This window comes from Mycolicibacterium rhodesiae (assembly GCF_002086695.1).
Classification (GTDB): domain Bacteria; phylum Actinomycetota; class Actinomycetes; order Mycobacteriales; family Mycobacteriaceae; genus Mycobacterium; species Mycobacterium rhodesiae.
Genome location: NZ_MVIH01000013.1, coordinates 78257 through 95852, shown reverse-complemented (window position 1 = coordinate 95852; position 17596 = coordinate 78257). Strand labels below are relative to the sequence as shown.

At 68.4% G+C, this 17596-nt stretch carries 14 protein-coding genes; 9 read left to right on the top strand and 5 right to left on the bottom strand.

The annotated features are described in order from the left end of the window. Positions 1-68: 68 nt before the first annotated feature. A complete protein-coding gene (locus BST42_RS22580) occupies positions 69-1181 on the top strand; it encodes an AbrB family protein (RefSeq protein ID WP_083121553.1) in 1113 nt (370 codons plus the stop codon). Here BST42_RS22580 and BST42_RS22575 read toward each other — a convergent pair. Further along, positions 1100-1891, bottom strand: coding sequence for a purine-nucleoside phosphorylase (locus BST42_RS22575; RefSeq protein WP_110918730.1), 792 nt, complete (start codon positions 1889-1891; stop codon positions 1100-1102). The genes BST42_RS22580 and BST42_RS22575 overlap by 82 nt on opposite strands. A 31-nt stretch (positions 1892-1922) precedes the next feature. Between BST42_RS22575 and BST42_RS22570 the strand changes: the two genes are divergently transcribed. The 3 genes from BST42_RS22570 to galE are packed head-to-tail and all read left to right on the top strand — an operon-like array spanning position 1923 to position 5229. After that, positions 1923-3110, top strand: coding sequence for a M20 family metallopeptidase (locus BST42_RS22570; protein WP_083121552.1), 1188 nt, complete (start codon positions 1923-1925; stop codon positions 3108-3110). Beyond that, positions 3107-4276, top strand: coding sequence for an amidohydrolase (locus tag BST42_RS22565; RefSeq protein WP_083121551.1), 1170 nt, complete (start codon positions 3107-3109; stop codon positions 4274-4276). Before BST42_RS22570 ends, BST42_RS22565 begins: the two co-directional genes overlap by 4 nt. After that, the gene (gene galE, locus BST42_RS22560) at positions 4276-5229 is read left to right on the top strand and encodes a UDP-glucose 4-epimerase GalE (RefSeq protein ID WP_083121550.1); all 954 of its coding nucleotides are present in this window, start codon (positions 4276-4278) and stop codon (positions 5227-5229) included. Before BST42_RS22565 ends, galE begins: the two co-directional genes overlap by 1 nt. Here the strand turns inward: galE and BST42_RS22555 are convergent. Next, entirely contained in the window at positions 5226-5708 is a 483-nt protein-coding gene (locus tag BST42_RS22555) for a gamma-glutamylcyclotransferase family protein (protein WP_083121549.1), read from the bottom strand. The genes galE and BST42_RS22555 overlap by 4 nt on opposite strands. Before the next feature lie 63 nt (positions 5709-5771). On the opposite strand from BST42_RS22555, the gene BST42_RS22550 reads away from it, so the two are divergent. From BST42_RS22550 to BST42_RS22535, 4 genes are read left to right on the top strand one after another with little or no spacing between them, the layout of a single operon-like run. Continuing rightward, the gene (locus BST42_RS22550) at positions 5772-7187 is read left to right on the top strand and encodes an NAD(P)H-quinone dehydrogenase (protein WP_083121548.1); all 1416 of its coding nucleotides are present in this window, start codon (positions 5772-5774) and stop codon (positions 7185-7187) included. 9 nt (positions 7188-7196) lie between these two features. Further along, on the top strand, positions 7197-8942 hold the full coding sequence (locus BST42_RS22545; protein ID WP_083121547.1) for a glycerol-3-phosphate dehydrogenase/oxidase: 1746 nt from the start codon (positions 7197-7199) through the stop codon (positions 8940-8942). Next, positions 8939-9805 carry a pseudouridine synthase gene (locus BST42_RS22540; protein ID WP_083121546.1) on the top strand — a complete coding sequence of 289 codons (867 nt, stop codon included), beginning with the start codon at positions 8939-8941 and terminating at the stop codon, positions 9803-9805. Before BST42_RS22545 ends, BST42_RS22540 begins: the two co-directional genes overlap by 4 nt. 32 nt (positions 9806-9837) lie before the next feature. Continuing rightward, positions 9838-10395 carry a DUF1269 domain-containing protein gene (locus tag BST42_RS22535; RefSeq protein WP_083121545.1) on the top strand — a complete coding sequence of 186 codons (558 nt, stop codon included), beginning with the start codon at positions 9838-9840 and terminating at the stop codon, positions 10393-10395. Here the strand turns inward: BST42_RS22535 and nei2 are convergent. Together nei2 and BST42_RS22525 are read right to left on the bottom strand one after the other, a co-directional pair. Continuing rightward, a complete protein-coding gene (gene nei2, locus BST42_RS22530) occupies positions 10364-11131 on the bottom strand; it encodes an endonuclease VIII Nei2 (RefSeq protein ID WP_083121544.1) in 768 nt (255 codons plus the stop codon). The two genes, BST42_RS22535 and nei2, sit on opposite strands and share 32 nt — an antisense overlap. A 9-nt stretch (positions 11132-11140) precedes the next feature. Next, complete coding sequence (locus BST42_RS22525; protein ID WP_083121543.1) at positions 11141-12544, bottom strand: HNH endonuclease signature motif containing protein; 1404 nt, start codon at positions 12542-12544, stop codon at positions 11141-11143. 71 nt (positions 12545-12615) lie between these two features. Between BST42_RS22525 and BST42_RS22520 the strand changes: the two genes are divergently transcribed. After that, positions 12616-12993, top strand: coding sequence for a PH domain-containing protein (locus BST42_RS22520; RefSeq protein ID WP_083121542.1), 378 nt, complete (start codon positions 12616-12618; stop codon positions 12991-12993). A gap of 7 nt (positions 12994-13000) precedes the next feature. Here the strand turns inward: BST42_RS22520 and BST42_RS22515 are convergent, their stop codons facing one another. After that, a complete protein-coding gene (locus BST42_RS22515; RefSeq protein WP_110918729.1) occupies positions 13001-17512 on the bottom strand; it encodes an ATP-dependent helicase in 4512 nt (1503 codons plus the stop codon). Between the last annotated feature and the right edge of the window lie 84 nt (positions 17513-17596).

Sequence of the window (17596 nt, the reverse complement as noted above, 5' to 3'; positions counted from 1 at the left end):
TAGTGCGTGAGCAATATCGCGTGAAACGCAGGTGGCGGGCAGTAATAGATAAGGGCATACTTGGGAATATGCGGTGGATGTTGCTGGTGGCGGTCACGATCGGGGTCACCGTCCCGTTGGACCGCCTCGGCGTCCCGTCCGCCGCGCTGTTCGCCGCCTTGCTGGTCGGCATCGTGCTGGCGATCACCCGGTTGGCGCCCGCGGGGGTGCCGCGCCGCGCAGGCCTGGCCGCCCAGGGGGTACTCGGGGTCTACATCGGCACCATGGTGCATTCCGACGCGCTGTCGGCCCTGGGGCCGAACTGGCCGGCAGTCGTCGGCGTCGGCGTGATCACGTTGCTCCTGAGCATCGGCGCAGGCGCACTGCTCGGCCTGCACCGCGACATCAGCGCTCTGACCGGCGCGCTGGCCCTGGTGGCCGGGGGAGCGTCCGGACTGGTCGCGATCGCGCGCGAACTCGGCGGGGACGATCGTGTCGTCGCCGTCGTCCAATACCTGCGCGTCGCGGTGATCACCGCATCTATGCCCGTCGTCGTCACCCTCGTCTATCACGCCGAGCGGTCCGCCGACGCCGTACAGGCCACCCAATCTCGTTCAGCACCTTGGTATCTGAGCCTGGCGATGATCGTCGCGTTGGTGATCGTCGGAGCGGTGGCCGGCCGGTTGGCCCGGCTGCCCGGGTCTGGGCTGCTCGGTCCGATGGCGCTGACGATCGTGGCCGAACTCAGCGGGGTGTCCTTCGGGCTGGACGTGCCCGCAGTTCTGGTGTCGGTGTCCTACATGCTGATCGGCTGGCAGGCCGGAGTGGCGTTCACCCGCGAATCACTGCGGGCGATCGAACGCCTGCTGCCCACCGCGCTCGGATTGATCGTGCTGCTCAACGTCGCCACCGCGGGTCTCGGTGTGGCGCTGTCCAAGATCACCGGCGTCAGCATGCTCGACGGCTATCTGGCCACCAGTCCGGGCGGCATCTACGCCGTGCTGGCCACCGCGGTGGAGACCGGTTCCAACGTCACGTTCATCATCGCCGCGCAGGTACTGCGGGTCTTGCTGATGTTGTTCGCCGCGCCGATGCTGGCCCGCGGATTCGTGCGGCTGGCCTACAGGCGCGCCAGCACCGACGCCAACAGCGAGCCCATCGCGGTGGCCGACGCGCGGCCGGCGGCCAGAACCTCGTCGTGACTGAGCGGCTCGCCAGTCATCCCGGCAGCCAGGTTCGTCACCAGCGACAACCCCAGCACCTCGGCGCCGGCCGCCCGCGCGGCGATGGTCTCGTGCACCGTCGACATCCCGACCAGATCGGCACCCAAGGTCCGGAGCATCCGGATCTCGGCGGGCGTCTCGTAGTGCGGACCGGGCACACCGGCGTAGACGCCCTCGGCCAGGCTCGGGTCGACCTCGCGGGCCAGGGCCCGCAGCCGCGGGGAGTATGCGTCGACCAGGTCGACGAACTGTGCACCGACCAGCGGTGAGCGGGCCGTGAGGTTCAGGTGATCGGCGATCAGCACCGGCTGGCCGACCTGATACTCGGGGCGCAGCCCGCCCGCAGCGTTGGTCAACACCACGACCTTGGCGCCGGCGGCCCGGGCGGTCCGCACCGGGTGGACGATCGTGCGCAGGTCATGACCCTCGTAGGCGTGGATGCGGCCCAGCAGCACCAGCACGTTGTGCGAACCCACCGGCACCGACAGCACCCGGCCGCGATGGCCCAGCGCCGACGGCGGTGTGAAGCCGGGGATCGTCCCCATCGGGATCTCGGCGACGGGCGTGCCGAGCGCCGCGGCTGCCGGCGCCCACCCCGATCCGAGGACCACGGCGACGTCGTGCCGGGGTACGCCGCTGTGCTCGGCGATCACCGCTGCGGCGTGCTCGGCGTCTGGACTCACAGCCAGCGAGCCTAGTCGTGAATGCGATACTGCGTTGATGCCCACAGCCACAGCGTCGACCCGCGTCGAGGACGTGGTCACGGCTCGTGGTGGCGATCTGATCGCACTCTCGCACGCCATCCACGCCGAGCCCGAACTCGCCTTCGACGAGCACCGCAGCTGCGCCAAGGCGCAGGCACTGGTGGCTGAGCGCGGTTTCGAGATCAGCGCGGCGGCGGGCGGATTGGACACCGCGTTCCGCGCCGACTTCGGGTCGGGACCGCTGGTGATCGGGATCTGCGCCGAATACGACGCGCTGCCCGGCATCGGCCACGCCTGCGGACACAACATCATCGCGGCGTCGGCGGTCGGCACCGCCCTGGCCTTGGCCGAGGTGGCCGACGAACTGGGGCTCACAGTCGCCCTGATCGGCACTCCCGCCGAGGAGTCCGGCGGCGGCAAGGCTCTGCTGATCGAGGCCGGCGTGTTCGACGACGTGGCCGCGGCCGTCATGTTGCATCCCGGGCCGATCGACATCGCCGCCGCACGCTCGCTGGCGCTCTCCGAGGTGATCGTCACCTATACCGGCCGGGAGTCGCACGCGGCCGTCGCGCCGCATCTCGGTGTCAACGCCGCCGACGCGGTGACCGTCGCACAGGTGGCGATCGGCCTGCTGCGCCAGCAGATGACGCCGGGTCAGCTGACCCATGGCATCGTCACCGAGGGCGGATCGGCCACCAACATCATCCCCGGCCGGGCCCGGCTGCAGTACACGATGCGGGCGCCGGCCACTGACTCGCTGCAGGAACTGGAGGCCAAGATGCGGGGCTGCTTCGCGGCGGGTGCGGTCGCGACCGGATGCGAACACGAGATCGCCGAAGCCGCCCCGCCGTATGCCGAGCTGACCCCGGATCGGTGGCTGGCGGAGGTGTTCCGCGACGAGATGACCGCCATGGGTCGCAGCCCAGTGCCCGCCGAGGTGGAGGCTGCCATGCCGCTGGGGAGCACAGACATGGGCAATGTGACGCAGCTGCTTCCGGGTATCCACCCGGTGGTCGGCATCGAATCGGGCGGCGCGGTGATCCACCAGCCCGGCTTCACCGTCGCGGCGGCGAGCCCCAGCGGTGACCGCGCTGTCACCGAAGGGGCAATCATGCTGGCGCGCACTGTCGTTCGGTTGGCGCAGACGCCCGCCGAGCGAGATCGGGTGCTGGAGCTGCAGGATCGCCGGGGGGTACGGGCATGAGCATCGCGGATGTGACCGAGTCCTGGTTGGCCAGTCACTTCGACGATCTGGTGCAGTGGCGCCGCCATATCCACCGCTACCCCGAACTTGGTCGCCAGGAGTTCGCCACCACCCAGTTCGTCGCCGACCGGCTGGTCGAGGCCGGGCTGAACCCGAAGGTGCTGCCGGGTGGGACCGGCTTGACGTGTGACTTCGGGCCCGAGCACGCGCCGCGGATCGCGTTGCGCGCGGACATGGATGCGCTGCCGATGGCCGAGCGCACCGGTGCGCCGTACAGCTCGACGATGCCGAACATCGCGCACGCGTGCGGGCACGACGCCCACACCGCGATGCTGATCGGCGCCGCGACTGCACTTGCGTCGGTGCCCGAGCTGCCGGTGGGTGTGCGACTGATCTTTCAGGCCGCCGAGGAGCTGATGCCCGGTGGCGCGATCGACGCGATCGCCGCCGGTGCGCTGGTGGGAGTTTCGCGAATCTTCGCGCTGCACTGCGATCCACGCCTGGCGGTGGGCCGGGTTGCGGTCATTCCGGGACCGATCACCTCGGCGGCGGACTCGATCGAGATCACGCTGACATCGCCCGGCGGCCACACGTCGCGGCCCCACCTGACCTCGGATCTGGTCTACGGGATGGGCACATTGATCACCGGGCTGCCCGGGGTGCTGTCCCGGCGAGTCGACCCGCGGCACTCGACCGTGATGGTCTGGGGCGCCGCCAATGCCGGTGTCGCGGCCAACGCGATCCCGCAGTCCGGATCGCTCGCGGGCACGGTGCGGACGGCCAGCCGGGAAACCTGGGTCGGTATGGAAAGTCTTGTGCAGGAAATCGTTTCGGGACTGCTGGCTCCGCTGGGCATCGAGCACACGCTGCACTACCATCGCGGCGTGCCGCCGGTGGTGAACGAGGAGCGCTCGACCCAGATCATGACGCATGCCATCGAGGCGGTGGCGCCCGACGCACTCGCCGACACCCGTCAGTCCGGCGGCGGCGAGGACTTCTCCTGGTATCTGGAGGAGGTGCCCGGCGCGATGGCACGGCTCGGGGTGTGGAGCGGGCGCGGACCGCAGCTGGACCTGCACCAGCCGACGTTCGACCTCGACGAGCGGGCACTTGCGGTGGGGGTTCGAGTTCTGGTCAACATCGTCGAGCAATCCGCGGGGTATTGATGAAGCTTTTGGTCACTGGCGGCGCGGGTTACGTCGGCAGCGTGTGTTCCCAGGTGCTCGTTGAGCAGGGACACGAGGTCGTCGTCGTCGACGATCTGTCGACCGGCAACGCCGACGCGGTGCCCGCCGGCGCGCAGTTCGTCGAGGCCGACGTTGCCGATGTGGCACCGGAACTGCTCGGCGACGGGTCCTTTGATGGCGTTTTGCACTTCGCCGCGAAGATCATGGTGGGCGAGTCGGTTGAGGCGCCGGAGCGGTACTGGGACGGCAACGTCATCAAGACGCTGCAGTTGCTGGAGGCGATCCGCATCGCCGGAGTGCCCAGATTGGTGTTCTCCTCGACGGCGGCCACCTACGGTGAGCCCGAGTCGGTGCCGATCACCGAGGACGCGCCGACCAATCCGACCAGCGCCTACGGCGCCACCAAGCTGGCGATCGACTATGCGATCACGTCGTATGCCATCGCCCACGGGCTGGCCGCGACCAGCCTGCGGTACTTCAACATCGCCGGGGCCTACGCCGGATTGGGTGAGCGTCACCCCGTCGAGTCGCACCTGATTCCACTGGTACTGCAGGTCGCGACCGGGCAGCGCAAGGAGATCCTGGTGTACGGAAACGACTGGCCGACGCCGGATGGCACATGCATTCGTGACTACATCCACGTGCGCGATCTGGCTGATGCGCACCTGCTGGCGCTGCAGAACTCCAAGCCCGGCGAGCATCAGATCTACAACCTGGGCAACGGCACGGGCTTCTCGGTTCGCGAGGTCATCGCCAGCTGCGAGCGGGTCACCGGTATCTCGATAGCGGCGCGCGATGTCGAGCGCCGGCCCGGCGACCCGGCCGTGCTGATCGCGTCGAGTGAGAAGGCAATCACCGAGCTCGGCTGGAAGCCGCAACACTCGTCGATCGACGAGATCGTTTCCGACGCTTGGGATTTCGTGCGGGGCTAGCCGCTGCCGTGCCCTGGGCCGACATTGCTCGCGGGCCGGGTGCGCAGGTCGTGCACATACTCCGCGGGTGCACCGGCGATCTCGGCGGCGTCGGCCATCACGCCGATGTAGCGCGCCGACGGTAGCCCGCCCTCCCAGGCGTCCAGCACATACAGCCAGGCGAGCACGGGATCGGTTGTGGTGTCCGTCGATTCGCATTCGATGCGACATCTGATCTTCTTGTGGAAGCCGAGCTCGGAGCCCTCCCAGCGGTCCAGGTTCGCCTCGTCGGCCGGAGTCATGTCGTAGAGCACGACGAACACCTTGGAGTCGGGATCCTCGACCAGGGTCGCCAATGCGCCTTCCCAGCCGATGTCCTCTCCGGCGAAGGTCAGCCGCCAGCCGTGCAGCCAGCCGGTTCCTGCCATCGGGGAGTGTGGCGCGCGCTCCAGCATCTGCTCGGGATGCATGTTGGATCCATACGCGGCGTAGAGCGGCACGGGGAAAGCCTAGAGCGTCCGCTCGCCGGGAGCGCAGGGACTGGGGTGATTAGGCTTGGGCCCGTGACGACGCGGATCGTGATCATCGGTGGGGGGCCGGCCGGCTACGAGGCGGCACTGGTCGCTGCAGGCCGTGGCCGAGAGGTCGCCGAGGTCACCGTGGTGGACTCCGACGGCATCGGCGGAGCCTGTGTGCTCTTCGACTGCGTGCCCTCCAAGACGTTCATCGCCTCGACCGGGGTTCGCACCGAGCTGCGCCGCGCTTCGGGCCTGGGATTCGAGATCGGCATCGACGACGCCAAGATCTCGCTGCCCGACATCAACAACCGGGTCAAGACCCTGGCTCGCTCGCAGTCCGCCGACATCGGCACCCAGCTGCTGCGCGAGAAGGTGAACGTCGTGCAGGGCCACGGCGAGCTGATCGACGCGGTTCCCGGCATGGCACACCACCGGGTGAAGGTCACCACCGCTTCCGGCCAGACCGGAGTGCTCAAGGCCGACGTGGTGCTGATCGCCACCGGAGCGAGTCCCCGGGTGCTGCCGAACGCGGTGCCCGACGGCAAGCGGATTCTGACCTGGCGGCAGCTTTACGACCTTCCTGAACTGCCCGAACATCTGGTGATCGTCGGCTCCGGCGTCACCGGCGCCGAGTTCTGTAACGCCTACACCGAACTGGGCGTGGACGTCACCGTCGTTGCCAGCCGCGATCAGATCCTGCCGCACGAGGACAGCGACGCCGCGGCCGTGCTGGAGGAGACCTTCGCCGAGCGCGGCGTGACGTTGGTCAAGAACGCCAGGGCCGACTCGGTGGTCAGCACCGGCACCGGTGTGACCGTCACGATGGCCGACGGCCGCGTCGTCGAGGGCAGCCATGCCCTGATGACGGTGGGATCGGTGCCGAACACGTCGGGCCTGGGCCTCGAGCGGGTCGGCATCGAGCTCGGCCCGGGCAACTACATCCCGGTCGACCGGGTGTCGCGGACCTCGGCGGCCGGGATCTACGCCGCAGGTGACTGCACCGGCCTGCTGCTGCTGGCCTCGGTCGCGGCGATGCAGGGCCGTATCGCGATGTACCACGCGCTCGGTGAGGGGGTGGCCCCGATCCGGCTGCGCACTGTTGCCTCGGCCACGTTCACCCGACCCGAGATCGCCGCCGTCGGCGTGCCGCAAACCGCGATCGACAGCGGATCGGTCCCGGCCAGGACCCTGATGCTGCCGCTGACGACCAACGCCCGCGCCAAGATGTCGCTGCTCAAGCGTGGCTTCGTGAAGATCTTCTGCCGGCCCGCCACCGGCGTCGTCATCGGCGGTGTGGTGGTCGCACCGATCGCCTCCGAATTGATCCTGCCGATCGCCCTCGCGGTGCAAAACCGCATCTCGGTGACCGATCTGGCGCAGACGCTGTCGGTGTACCCATCGTTGTCCGGCTCGATCGTCGAGGCTGCGCGCCGCCTGATGGCCCACGACGATCTCGACTAGCCTGGGGTCATGAGCGACCCGATCCTTCGACCGGGCACCGGTCAGACCTACCTCGGACCAACCGAACGTGCGCATGCCTGGCAGCGGCTGGGCAGCGAACAGTTCGACGTCGTCGTCATCGGCGGCGGAGTGGTCGGTGCGGGCTGCGCACTGGATGCCGCGACCCGCGGGCTCAAAGTGGCCCTGGTCGAGGCCCGCGATTTCGCCTCGGGGACCTCGAGCCGCAGTTCGAAGATGTTCCACGGCGGTCTGCGCTACCTCGAGCAGTTGGAGTTCGGTCTGGTCCGGGAGGCACTGCACGAGCGTGAGCTGTCCCTGACCACGCTGGCGCCGCATCTGGTCAAGCCGCTGCCGTTTCTGTTCCCGCTGACCAAGCGGGTGTGGGAGCGGCCGTACATCGCGGCGGGCATTTTCCTCTACGACCAGCTCGGCGGCGCGAAATCCGTTCCGGCGCAAAAGCATTTGACGAAATCCGGTGCGCTGCGACTTGCGCCGGGGCTCAAGCGGAGCTCGCTGATCGGCGGGATCCGCTACTACGACACCGTCGTCGACGACGCCCGGCACACCATGACCGTCGCCCGCACCGCCGCGCACTACGGCGCCGTGGTGCGCACCTCGACGCAGGTGGTCTCACTGCTGCGGGAGGGTGACCGGGTGATCGGGGTCAAGATCCGCGACTCCGAGGACGGATCCGTGGAAGACGTCCGCGGGCACGTCGTGATCAACGCGACCGGGGTGTGGACCGACGAGATCCAGGCATTGAGCAAGGAGCGCGGCCGGTTTCGGGTGCGCGCGTCCAAGGGTGTGCACGTGGTGGTGCCGCGGGACCGGATCGTGTCGGAGGTGGCGATCATCCTGCGCACCGAGAAGTCGGTGCTGTTCGTGATCCCGTGGGGCACCCACTGGATCATCGGCACCACCGACACCGACTGGAACCTCGACCTGGCGCACCCGGCCGCGACCAAGGCCGACATCGACTACATCCTCGGCCACGTCAACACGGTGCTGGCCACGCCGCTCACCCACGACGACATCGACGGGGTGTACGCCGGGTTGCGGCCGCTGCTGGCCGGGGAGAGCGAAGAGACGTCCAAGCTGTCGCGCGAGCATGCCGTCGCGGTCCCCTCACCGGGCCTGGTCGCGATTGCCGGCGGCAAATACACGACGTATCGGGTGATGGCCGAGGACGCGGTGGACGCCGCCGCCGAGTACATCCCGGCGCGGGTGGCGCCGTCGATCACCGAGAAGGTGCCGCTGATGGGGGCCGACGGTTACTTTGCGCTGGTCAATCAGACCCAGAGTGTCGGCGCCGGCTACGGCCTGCATCCGTACCGGGTGCGTCACCTGCTGGACCGGTACGGCTCGCTGATCGGCGATGTGCTGGCGCTGGCCGCCGACAAGCCGGAGTTGCTCGATCCGATCACCGATGCGCCGGTGTACCTCAAGGTGGAGGCGGCCTATGCCGCGGCCGCCGAAGGGGCATTGCACCTGGAGGACATCCTGGCCCGGCGGATGCGGATCTCGATCGAGTACCCGCACCGCGGCGTGGACTGTGCTCGCGAGGTCGCCGAGGTCGTCGCGCCGATCCTCGGCTGGAGCGGCGACGACATCGACCGCGAGGTGGACACCTATCTGGCTCGGGTTGAGGCCGAGGTTCTTTCGCAGGCTCAGCCCGACGACGAGTCCGCCGATGCGCTGCGGGCGTCGGCGCCCGAGGCCCGGGCCGAGATCCTCGAGCCGGTGCCCTTGAATTGAGGCGACCTGCTCCCTTGCCGGTGCGCGACGGACTCGGGCCGGCGCGGCTGCGACTGAAGGGCGGCAATGTGGCCGACGAGTTCTCTCGCCGGTTCGGGCCGGAGGGGTTGGCGAAGGTGCGCGACGGCGGGGTGGTCGACGCCGAGGGTGCGGTGATCTCGTTGTCGACGGTCCTACCGGCGGGCGCGCACGTGTACCTGTATCGGGAGCTGCCCGACGAGGTGGTGGTGCCGTTCGACATTCCGGTGCTCTACCGCGACGACAACATCGTGGTGGTGGACAAGCCGCACTTCCTGGCCACCATGCCGCGCGGCGGGCACGTCGCGCAGACCGCGCTGGTGCGGCTGCGTCGTTCGCTTGATCTGCCCGAGTTGAGTCCGGCGCATCGGCTGGACCGGCTGACCGCGGGGGTGTTGCTGTTCACCGTGCGGCGTGAGGTTCGGGGCGCGTATCAGACGTTGTTCGCGCGGGGGCTGGTGTCCAAGACGTATGTGGCGCGCTCGTCTTCGGCGGCTTCGGTTGCGCTTCCGTTGGTGGTGCGCAGCCGAATCATCAAGCGGCGCGGCGTGTTACAGGCCGCGGAGGAGCCGGGGGAGCCGAACGCCGAGACGCTGGTCGAAGCGCTGGCCGACGGCTGGTATCGGCTGAGCCCGCGGACCGGGCGCACACATCAGTTACGGGTACACATGGCTTCACTGGGTCTGCCGATCGACAACGACCCGCTGTACCCGCGGATCGTCGAGGTGGCGGCCGACGACTTCTCCGCCCCGCTGCAGCTGGTGGCGCAGCGGCTGGAGTTCGACGATCCGCTGTCCGGCGAGCCGCGGTCGTTCGTCAGCTCGGCCGGGGTCTTCGGTCCCTAGCCTCCCGCGGTGAGCCGGGCCAGTGTTGAGGTATGGACGACGATCATGAGTTGGTGCTGGTAGCCGCATACCCTGACGTCGAGCGGGCCGCCTCCGACTTCCATGAGCTGGAGAAGCGGATCAAGCACGGCTTGGAACTGCGAGCTGCGGCCTTGGTCACGAAGGACGCCGAAGGACAGCCGCACGTCTTGGAGGCGCACAATCGGCACGGCCGGGTGGCCCTCGGTATGGGCGCCGGGCTTGGGATCCTGTTCGGACTGTTCCTGCCACCAGTGGGCCTCGCCGTCGTGGTTGGGGGAGCGGCAGGCGCTCTGGTGGGCGCGTTCGCCGAGCATGAGCTGCGGATCGGTTTGCAACGTGAGGTGGGTGGCGCACTCGATGCGGGTACCGGGGTGGTGGTTGCGCTGGTCTATCCCAACGGCCGCGGACCGGTTGAGTCGACTCTGTACCGCGCCGCCGAGGTGAGGTCGATCCGGATGGACCGCGCCACAATCAACAGCCTCGACGAACTGGTCGCCGACGAGATCGCGAAAATCACTCACCCGCCGGCCGACCCGGTCACCGCTGACACGACGGGCACCAGTACGTGACGCGGTCGTCGTCGGAGGACTCGGCGCGGCGGATCGGGGTGCCGCAGCGGCGACACGGTTCACCGGCTCGACCGTAGACCCAGAGGTCTTGGCCGCCCCGGCGGTTTCCGGTGGTGGTGCGATTTACCCGTGTCCGATTCGCCCACAACATGTCTCGCGCTCGGGTGACGACCCGCAACGGATCGGGCAGGCTGCTGACGGGACTGGTGGGGAGTCGGCCGAACACGAAGCAGAGTTCGTTGGCGTACACGTTGCCGACGCCGGCGAGGTTGCGCTGATCCAGCAGGGCCGCTGCGATGGGACGGTCCGGGTCTTCGGCCAGGTTGGCGGCCGCCGCCTTGGGATCCCAGTCGGCGCCGAGAAGGTCGGGGCCCAGGTGGGCGACGGCGTCTTCGTCGTGGTCCCGGTCCAGGATCTCCAGGATGCCCAGGTCGATGCCGAGCGCTTGAATGTCCCCGGCTTCCAGGGCGATTCGGATCTTGTAGGCGTTGCGGACGGGTTTGCCCTTCGGGCCGACTCGCCATGCACCGTCCATCTTCAGGTGTGAGTGGATGCTGGCCGGGCCCACCCGGATGAACAGGTGCTTGCCGCGACTGATCACCTCGTCCACGGTGTGGCCGGCAAGATCCACGGTGGCGTAGCGCGGCACGCGGATATCGCACCGCGTCAGCGTCTTGCCGACCAGCGCCTCGCGCAGGTTGGCCGCGGTGCGGAAGACGGTATCGCCTTCGGGCATGGTTCCAGCCTAGAAGGGCGGCGGATGGGCGGTGGCTCTCGCCTCGTTGAGTCCGCGTTCCCAGCGGATCCGATCGGCTCGATCTTGGGCGCGGGTCCGGCGACGAGCCGGCATCATCACACCGCGTCGGGGCTGATTCTGCGTCGGGGCCTCGGGCAGCTTCAGCTCCGGGGTCGGAGAGGAGAGCTGCGGGAAGAACAGCGCGCCGCCAGGTTTCGTGGTGTAGGTGCGGCCCGACGGTGACGTCCAGATCACTGTTCCGTCATGCAGTTGACGGTCGGTCCAGCCACCCGGTCCGGCATAGAAGGTCTTCAGCAAATGATGCAGGCGGCAGAGAAGTTTCAGGTTCGACGGATGGGTGGGCCCCAACGGGTACGGCACCGTGTGATCGATGTCGGCTACCGAGGCCGGGCGATCACACCCGGGGAACCGACACGTCAAGTCGCGGCAGCGGATGAATTCCGCCAATGCAGTCGACGGCCGATACCGCGGTTCGGCGCTCAGCTCTTTGCCTCCGACCACCGGCCGCAGCTTCGCGCGCTTCGCCAACGTTCGTACGGTCTCGGCCGGAATTCCGCCGTAGCCGGGCAACAGAGCCGGGGTGCTCGCTTCGCCGGTGATCGTCTTGGCGTCGGCCAGCAGGTGAATGACGAATTGCCCCGGCGCGGTGTCGTTGCCCGAGCGAGTTGGGCAATCGTCGGATCCACAGTCGCAGAACATCGTCGAGTCGCCGTTTGCCCACGCGCCCAACGCATCTGACCGGCGTTGGCGAGTGGTGCGCGAATCGTCACGGCACACGGTCGCGGCGAGCTGATTGAGTCGCTGGTCGAATGCCGCCGCGTCCGATGCTCGCACGCGACCATAGATTTCGGCCATTCCGTCTGCCGCGGGAGTGGTTTCGATATGACGGTCATCGTCGGCTCGTCGTGCGGCGCGCACGGCATTCGGATCACGTTCTCTGACGAACCAGTCGATCCGCTCTTTGAGTTTCTCCTCAGAGCAGGTGTTCCACCCTGCGGCTTGCTCTGCAAGCCGAGTGTCGACGGCGTCGAGTATGTCCGCGTCGGTGATCAGGCCGGTGCGGAAGACTGCGGTGATCACGATGCGATATTCGATTGCGCCCGAGGCGAATAACGCGCCGAGCTTCGGTAGTCGTTCAATGAGCTGCACGCCGTAACTCATCTGCGACGATGCGCGCCCTTGGCTGATGCCGAGCTCGGCGGCCACTTCAGCTGCGACCGCCTCCCAATTGTCGACGCACCACTGGGCGCGCTCAGCTGCCTCGACCGACTGCATCCGCTGCTGACAGAGCCGGCCGGCCGCCAGAAGTCGCTCTGCAATCGCAACTCGTTCATTGCGCTGCCCACGGCGCATCATCTCGAGGAGATCGGCATCAGTTCGTCCTTCGAACATGTGGTCGATACTACTCGGGGGTGGCGACAAGTTTTGAATCGGCGGTTTGGCAGTGCCGATAGCCTTGTGGCGTGATCGATTTCCAGAGCGGCGGCCTCTTCGCGCGACTCGCGCCGAGTGATCCGCGCATGCTTGCCAGTGAGCTCGCGCCCATCCTCGTAGACGGAGAAGCCGTGCACCTCGGCTTCAAGGGCATGCGCGACTCGGTGGTGTTCACCAACAAACGTCTTATCGCGATAAACGTGCAGGGCATCACCGGGAAGAAACGCGACTACACGTCGTTGCCGTACAGCAAGATTCAGGCGTGGAGCATCGAAACTGCAGGACGGTTCGATCTTGATGCCGAGCTCCAATTATGGTTTTCAGGTCTCGGCACGGTCCGGTTGGACTTCAATGGTCAGGTCGACATCCGATCCATCGGGCAGCTCATCGGCGCGTATGTCCTATAGCCGAACCTCAGCGCAACCGCAGACCGCGCGGGGTGCGGGAGAACCCGGCGTCCACCAGCGCGTCGGCGGTGGCCTTGCGGTCAACGTGCGCACCGGCCTCCAAAACCGGTACGCCGTCGAGCTTTTCGACCAACACACCGCCGATACGGCCGCTGCTCACCAGTTCGGCCAGCGTTCCCGCCGCGGCTCGCTGCGCCTCGTCGTCGGTGCTGAAATTCAACAGCGATCGTCCACCCCGCTCGAGGTACCACACCAGCGCACCGTCCACCAGGATGACGAGTGCGCCGGCCTTCCGGCCCGGCCGATGGCTGGCGTCGGCGTCCGGGCGGGCCGGCCACGGCAGTGCCGCGCCGTACGGGTTGGCCGGATCGGCGGCCGCCAGCACGACCGCGCGGTAGTCGGGCCGCTCGGGATCCACACCGTCGAGATAGGTCCGCAGCCTGTCGACGGTCGACGCGACCGCGAACTGCGCTCCGCCGAGCGACTCGACGAAGTAACCCCGCTGGCATCGCCCGGCCTCCTCGAACCCGGTCAGCACCTTGTACATCGTGGCGAACCCGCCAGGTACCCCCTCGGTGGCTGCCGCGCCCTTGGTCAGCACACCATGGCGGTTCAGCAACAACTCAGCGGAGAAGTGCGCGCGCACAGTTGAATCCGGCTCGCGAGCCGGCAATGCCGACCATCGCCCGGCGACCGTCGAATCCACCGAGCGAGCTTGGGCGTGCGCCACGGAGTAGCGACTCAACCGCGGCGCTCGCCGCTGGCGGTGCGCCGGTGCGGCGGGACGCCGCGTCCCCGGCTTGCGCCCACCCGCCAGCATGGCGCGCACCGGCGCGAACGTGTCACCGGTGACCCAGCCGGCCCAGATGAGGTCCCACAGCGCGGCTTTGGCGGTCTCTTCCGATCCGCCGACCAGTTGCCGGAAGAAGAACGCGCCGCGCGCCTCACCGGGCTCGCCGAGGACCTCGAGAATGGCGCGGTGCGCGTCGGTGAAGTCGATCTCGGCGGGAGTCGCGAGCGTCAGCGGTGCGGTATCCGCGTGGTGGAACGTGATCCAGCCGTCGCTGCCCGAGATCGATCCCGCCCCCGACCAGGTGACCTCACCCGAGGCAAGCAGCTCGTCCAGCATCGCAGGCTGGTAGTCGCGCACCCGCGGGCCGAACACCAGTGGCTCGACCGCCGAGGCGGGGATCGGCACCCCGGCGAGCTGGTCGATCACGCTTGCCAGACCGTCGACCCCGGACGTCGCAGAGCTGCCGACCTGTTGCCACGCAGGCAGGAACCGGGCATAGGCCGCCGTGCTCACCGGCTCCACCTGCGCCCGCAGCGCCGCCAGCGAGCGGCGACGCAGTATGCGCAGCACCTCGGCGTCACACCACTGGTCGGCGTCCGGACCGGCCACGAACTCGCCACGAACCAGCTTGCCGTCCACCGACATCCGGCCCAGCACATCGGCGGCGACTCGCAAGCCGAGGCCGAACCGGGCCGCGGCCTCGGCAGTGGTGAACGGGCCACGGGTTCGGGCGAAGCGCCCCATCAGCTCACCGAGGGGGTCGGGCACCGTCTCGGTGAAACTCGTCGGCACTCCGACGGGCACGGCGACGCCGACCGCATCGCGCAGCCGGCCGATGTCTTCGATGCCCGCCCACCAGGACTGCCCGGCATATGACAGCGGCAGCACCCGTCGAGAGGCATGCAGGCCATCCAGCCAACCACCGACGTCGTCAACGGTGCAGCGTTCGGCGATCTCGTCCTCGGTCAGCGGGCCGAGGAGGCGCAGCAGGTCCGCCACGCCTTCGGCGTCTCGAGCCTTGCGGTCCTCGGAAAGATGTTGCAGTTGCCGCGATGTCGCGGCAATGACGTCGGGGTCGAGCAACTCCCGAAGTTCGACCCGGCCGAGCAGCTCCGCCAGCAGCGTGCTGTCCAGGGACAGTGCGGCCGCGCGGCGCTCGGCCAGCGGGCTGTCGCCCTCGTACATGAACGCACCGACATAGCCGAACATCAGCGACGCCGCGAACGGTGACGGCATCGGGGTCTCGACCTCCACCAGCCGCACCCGCCGCTGGGCGATGCGGCTCATCAGGTCGGTCAGCGTCGGGACGTCATAGACGTCCTGCAGACATTCGCGCACCGCTTCCAACACGATCGGGAAGTCGGGGTATTTGCGTGCCACATCCAGCAATTGGGCCGCCCGCTGCCGCTGATGCCACAGTGGCGAACGCTTACCGGGATGGCGCCGGGGCAGCAACAGCGCGCGTGCGGCGCACTCCCGGAACCGAGAGGCGAACAGCGCCGAGCCGCCCACCTCGGTGGTGACCAACGGCTCGATCTCGTCCGGGGCGAAGACGAACAGGTCGGCACCGGGCGGGGCGTCCTCGGTGTCCGGCAACCGCACGACGATTCCGTCGTCGGAGGCGGTGGGTTTCTCGTCGATGCCGTACCGCTCGAGCAGCCGACGGCTGACCGCGAGCGCCAGCGGACCGTGCACCTTCAGTCCGTAGGGGGAGTGCAGCACCACCCGCCAGTCGCCGAGCTCGTCGCGGAACCGCTCGACCAGCAGGGTGGTGTCGCTGGGCACCGTTGCGGTGGCATTGCGCTGATCGTCGAGCAGTTGCCACAGGTTGTCGGTGGCGTAGTCGGCGAAACCCAGTTCATTGCAACGTTTGTCGAAATCATCTCGGCCCATTCCGGCCAGCTCGCCGGTGAATTTGCCGATCGCCTGGCCGAGCTCGGCGGGCCGGCCCGCGTCGTCCCCGCGCCAGAATGGTAACCGCGCCGGCTGTCCCGGCGCCGGGATGACGAGCACCCGGTCGTGGGTGATCTCGGTAATCCGCCAACTGGTGGCACCCAGCGAGATGACGTCGCCGGGCCGTGACTCGTACACCATCTCTTCGTCGAGTTCACCGACCCGCGAGGGTTTCTCGGAGTCGGTGGCCAGATACACGGTGAACATGCCACGGTCGGGGATGGCGCCCCCGGAGGTGACCGCCAGCCGCTGGGCGCCGGGCCGCGCGGTCAGCGTGCCGTTGTCGCGGTCATAGATCAGTCGGGGTCGCAGCTCGGCGAAGTCCGTCGATGGATACTTTCCGGACAACAGGTCCAGTGTTGCCTCGAAAGCGCTGCGCGGCAGTGTCGCAAACGGCGCACTGCGCCGGACGACGTCGAACCACTCGTCGGCGCTGACCGGCTCCAGTGCGCACGCCGCCACGGTGTGCTGGGCCAGCACGTCGAGCGGATTGGTGGGCACCCGCATGGTCTCGATCTGTCCGGCGAGCATGCGCTGCACGCTGACGGCGCAGCCGATCAGGTCGGTTCGGTGCTTGGGGAACAGCACACCACGGGAGATCTCCCCGACCTGGTGCCCGGCCCGTCCGACGCGCTGCAATCCGCTGGCCACCGACGGCGGCGCTTCCACCTGGATCACCAAATCCACGGCACCCATGTCGATTCCGAGTTCCAGGCTCGATGTCGCCACCACGGACTTGAGCCGTCCGCTCTTGAGGTCGTCCTCGACAGCCGCGCGCTGCTCCTTGGACACCGAGCCGTGGTGGGCACGGGCCAGCAGCGGCTCGGCGCCGTACGTCTGACCACTGCCCATGATGTGCGCCGGTGGTCCGCCGGGCACCTGGCGGTTGGGCGGCGCATCCAGTTCGACGCCGGAACGTTCGGCGTGAATCTCGTTGATGCGCGCCGTGAGCCGCTCGGCGAGCCGGCGTGAGTTGGCGAACACGATGGTCGAGTTGTGCGCCTCGATGAGATCGACGATGCGCGCCTCGACATCGGGCCAGATGGTGTTGTTCTCCAGGTTGGCCATATCGGGCACCGGCACCTGAACGGTCAGCTCGAACGTCTTGGTTGCCGGTGGCGCGACGATGGTCGTCGGCCTGGCGCCGGAGAGGAACCGGGCGACTTCCTCCGGCGGGCTGACGGTCGCCGAGAGCCCGATGCGCTGGGCCGGTTTCGGCAGCAGCGCATCGAGGCGCTCCAGCGACAGCGCCAGATGCGCGCCGCGCTTGGTGGCGGCCACCGCGTGCACCTCGTCGATGATCACCGTCTCGATGCCGGTCAGCGTTTCCCGGGCCGCGGAGGTCAGCATGAGGAACAGCGATTCCGGGGTGGTGATCAGGATGTCGGGAGGCTTGGTGATCAGCTCGCGCCTGCGGGCGGGAGGCGTATCGCCGGAGCGGACACCGACGCTGATCTGCGGGGCCGGCACCCCGTCGCGCTCGGCGATACGCGTGATACCGGTCAGCGGGGTGCGCAGGTTTCGTTCGACGTCGACGGCCAGGGCCTTCAGCGGGGAGACGTACAGCACCCTGGTGCCGGCCCCCTCCGGCTCGTGGGCCAGCTGGTCGATCGCCCACAGAAACGCGGCCAGCGTCTTACCCGACCCCGTCGGGGCGATGACCAGGGTGTTGTCCCCGTCGGCGATCGCTGACCAGGCCCGCGCCTGCGCGGCCGTCGGCTCGGCGAATGTGCCCGTGAACCATCGCCGCGTCAGCGGGCTGAACCGGTTCATCGGATCGGGGGGACTCACGACTCCAGGGTGCCAGGGGGTACCGACAGGTCGAAGTGGTGGACGCGGCCGCCAATTGACGGATAT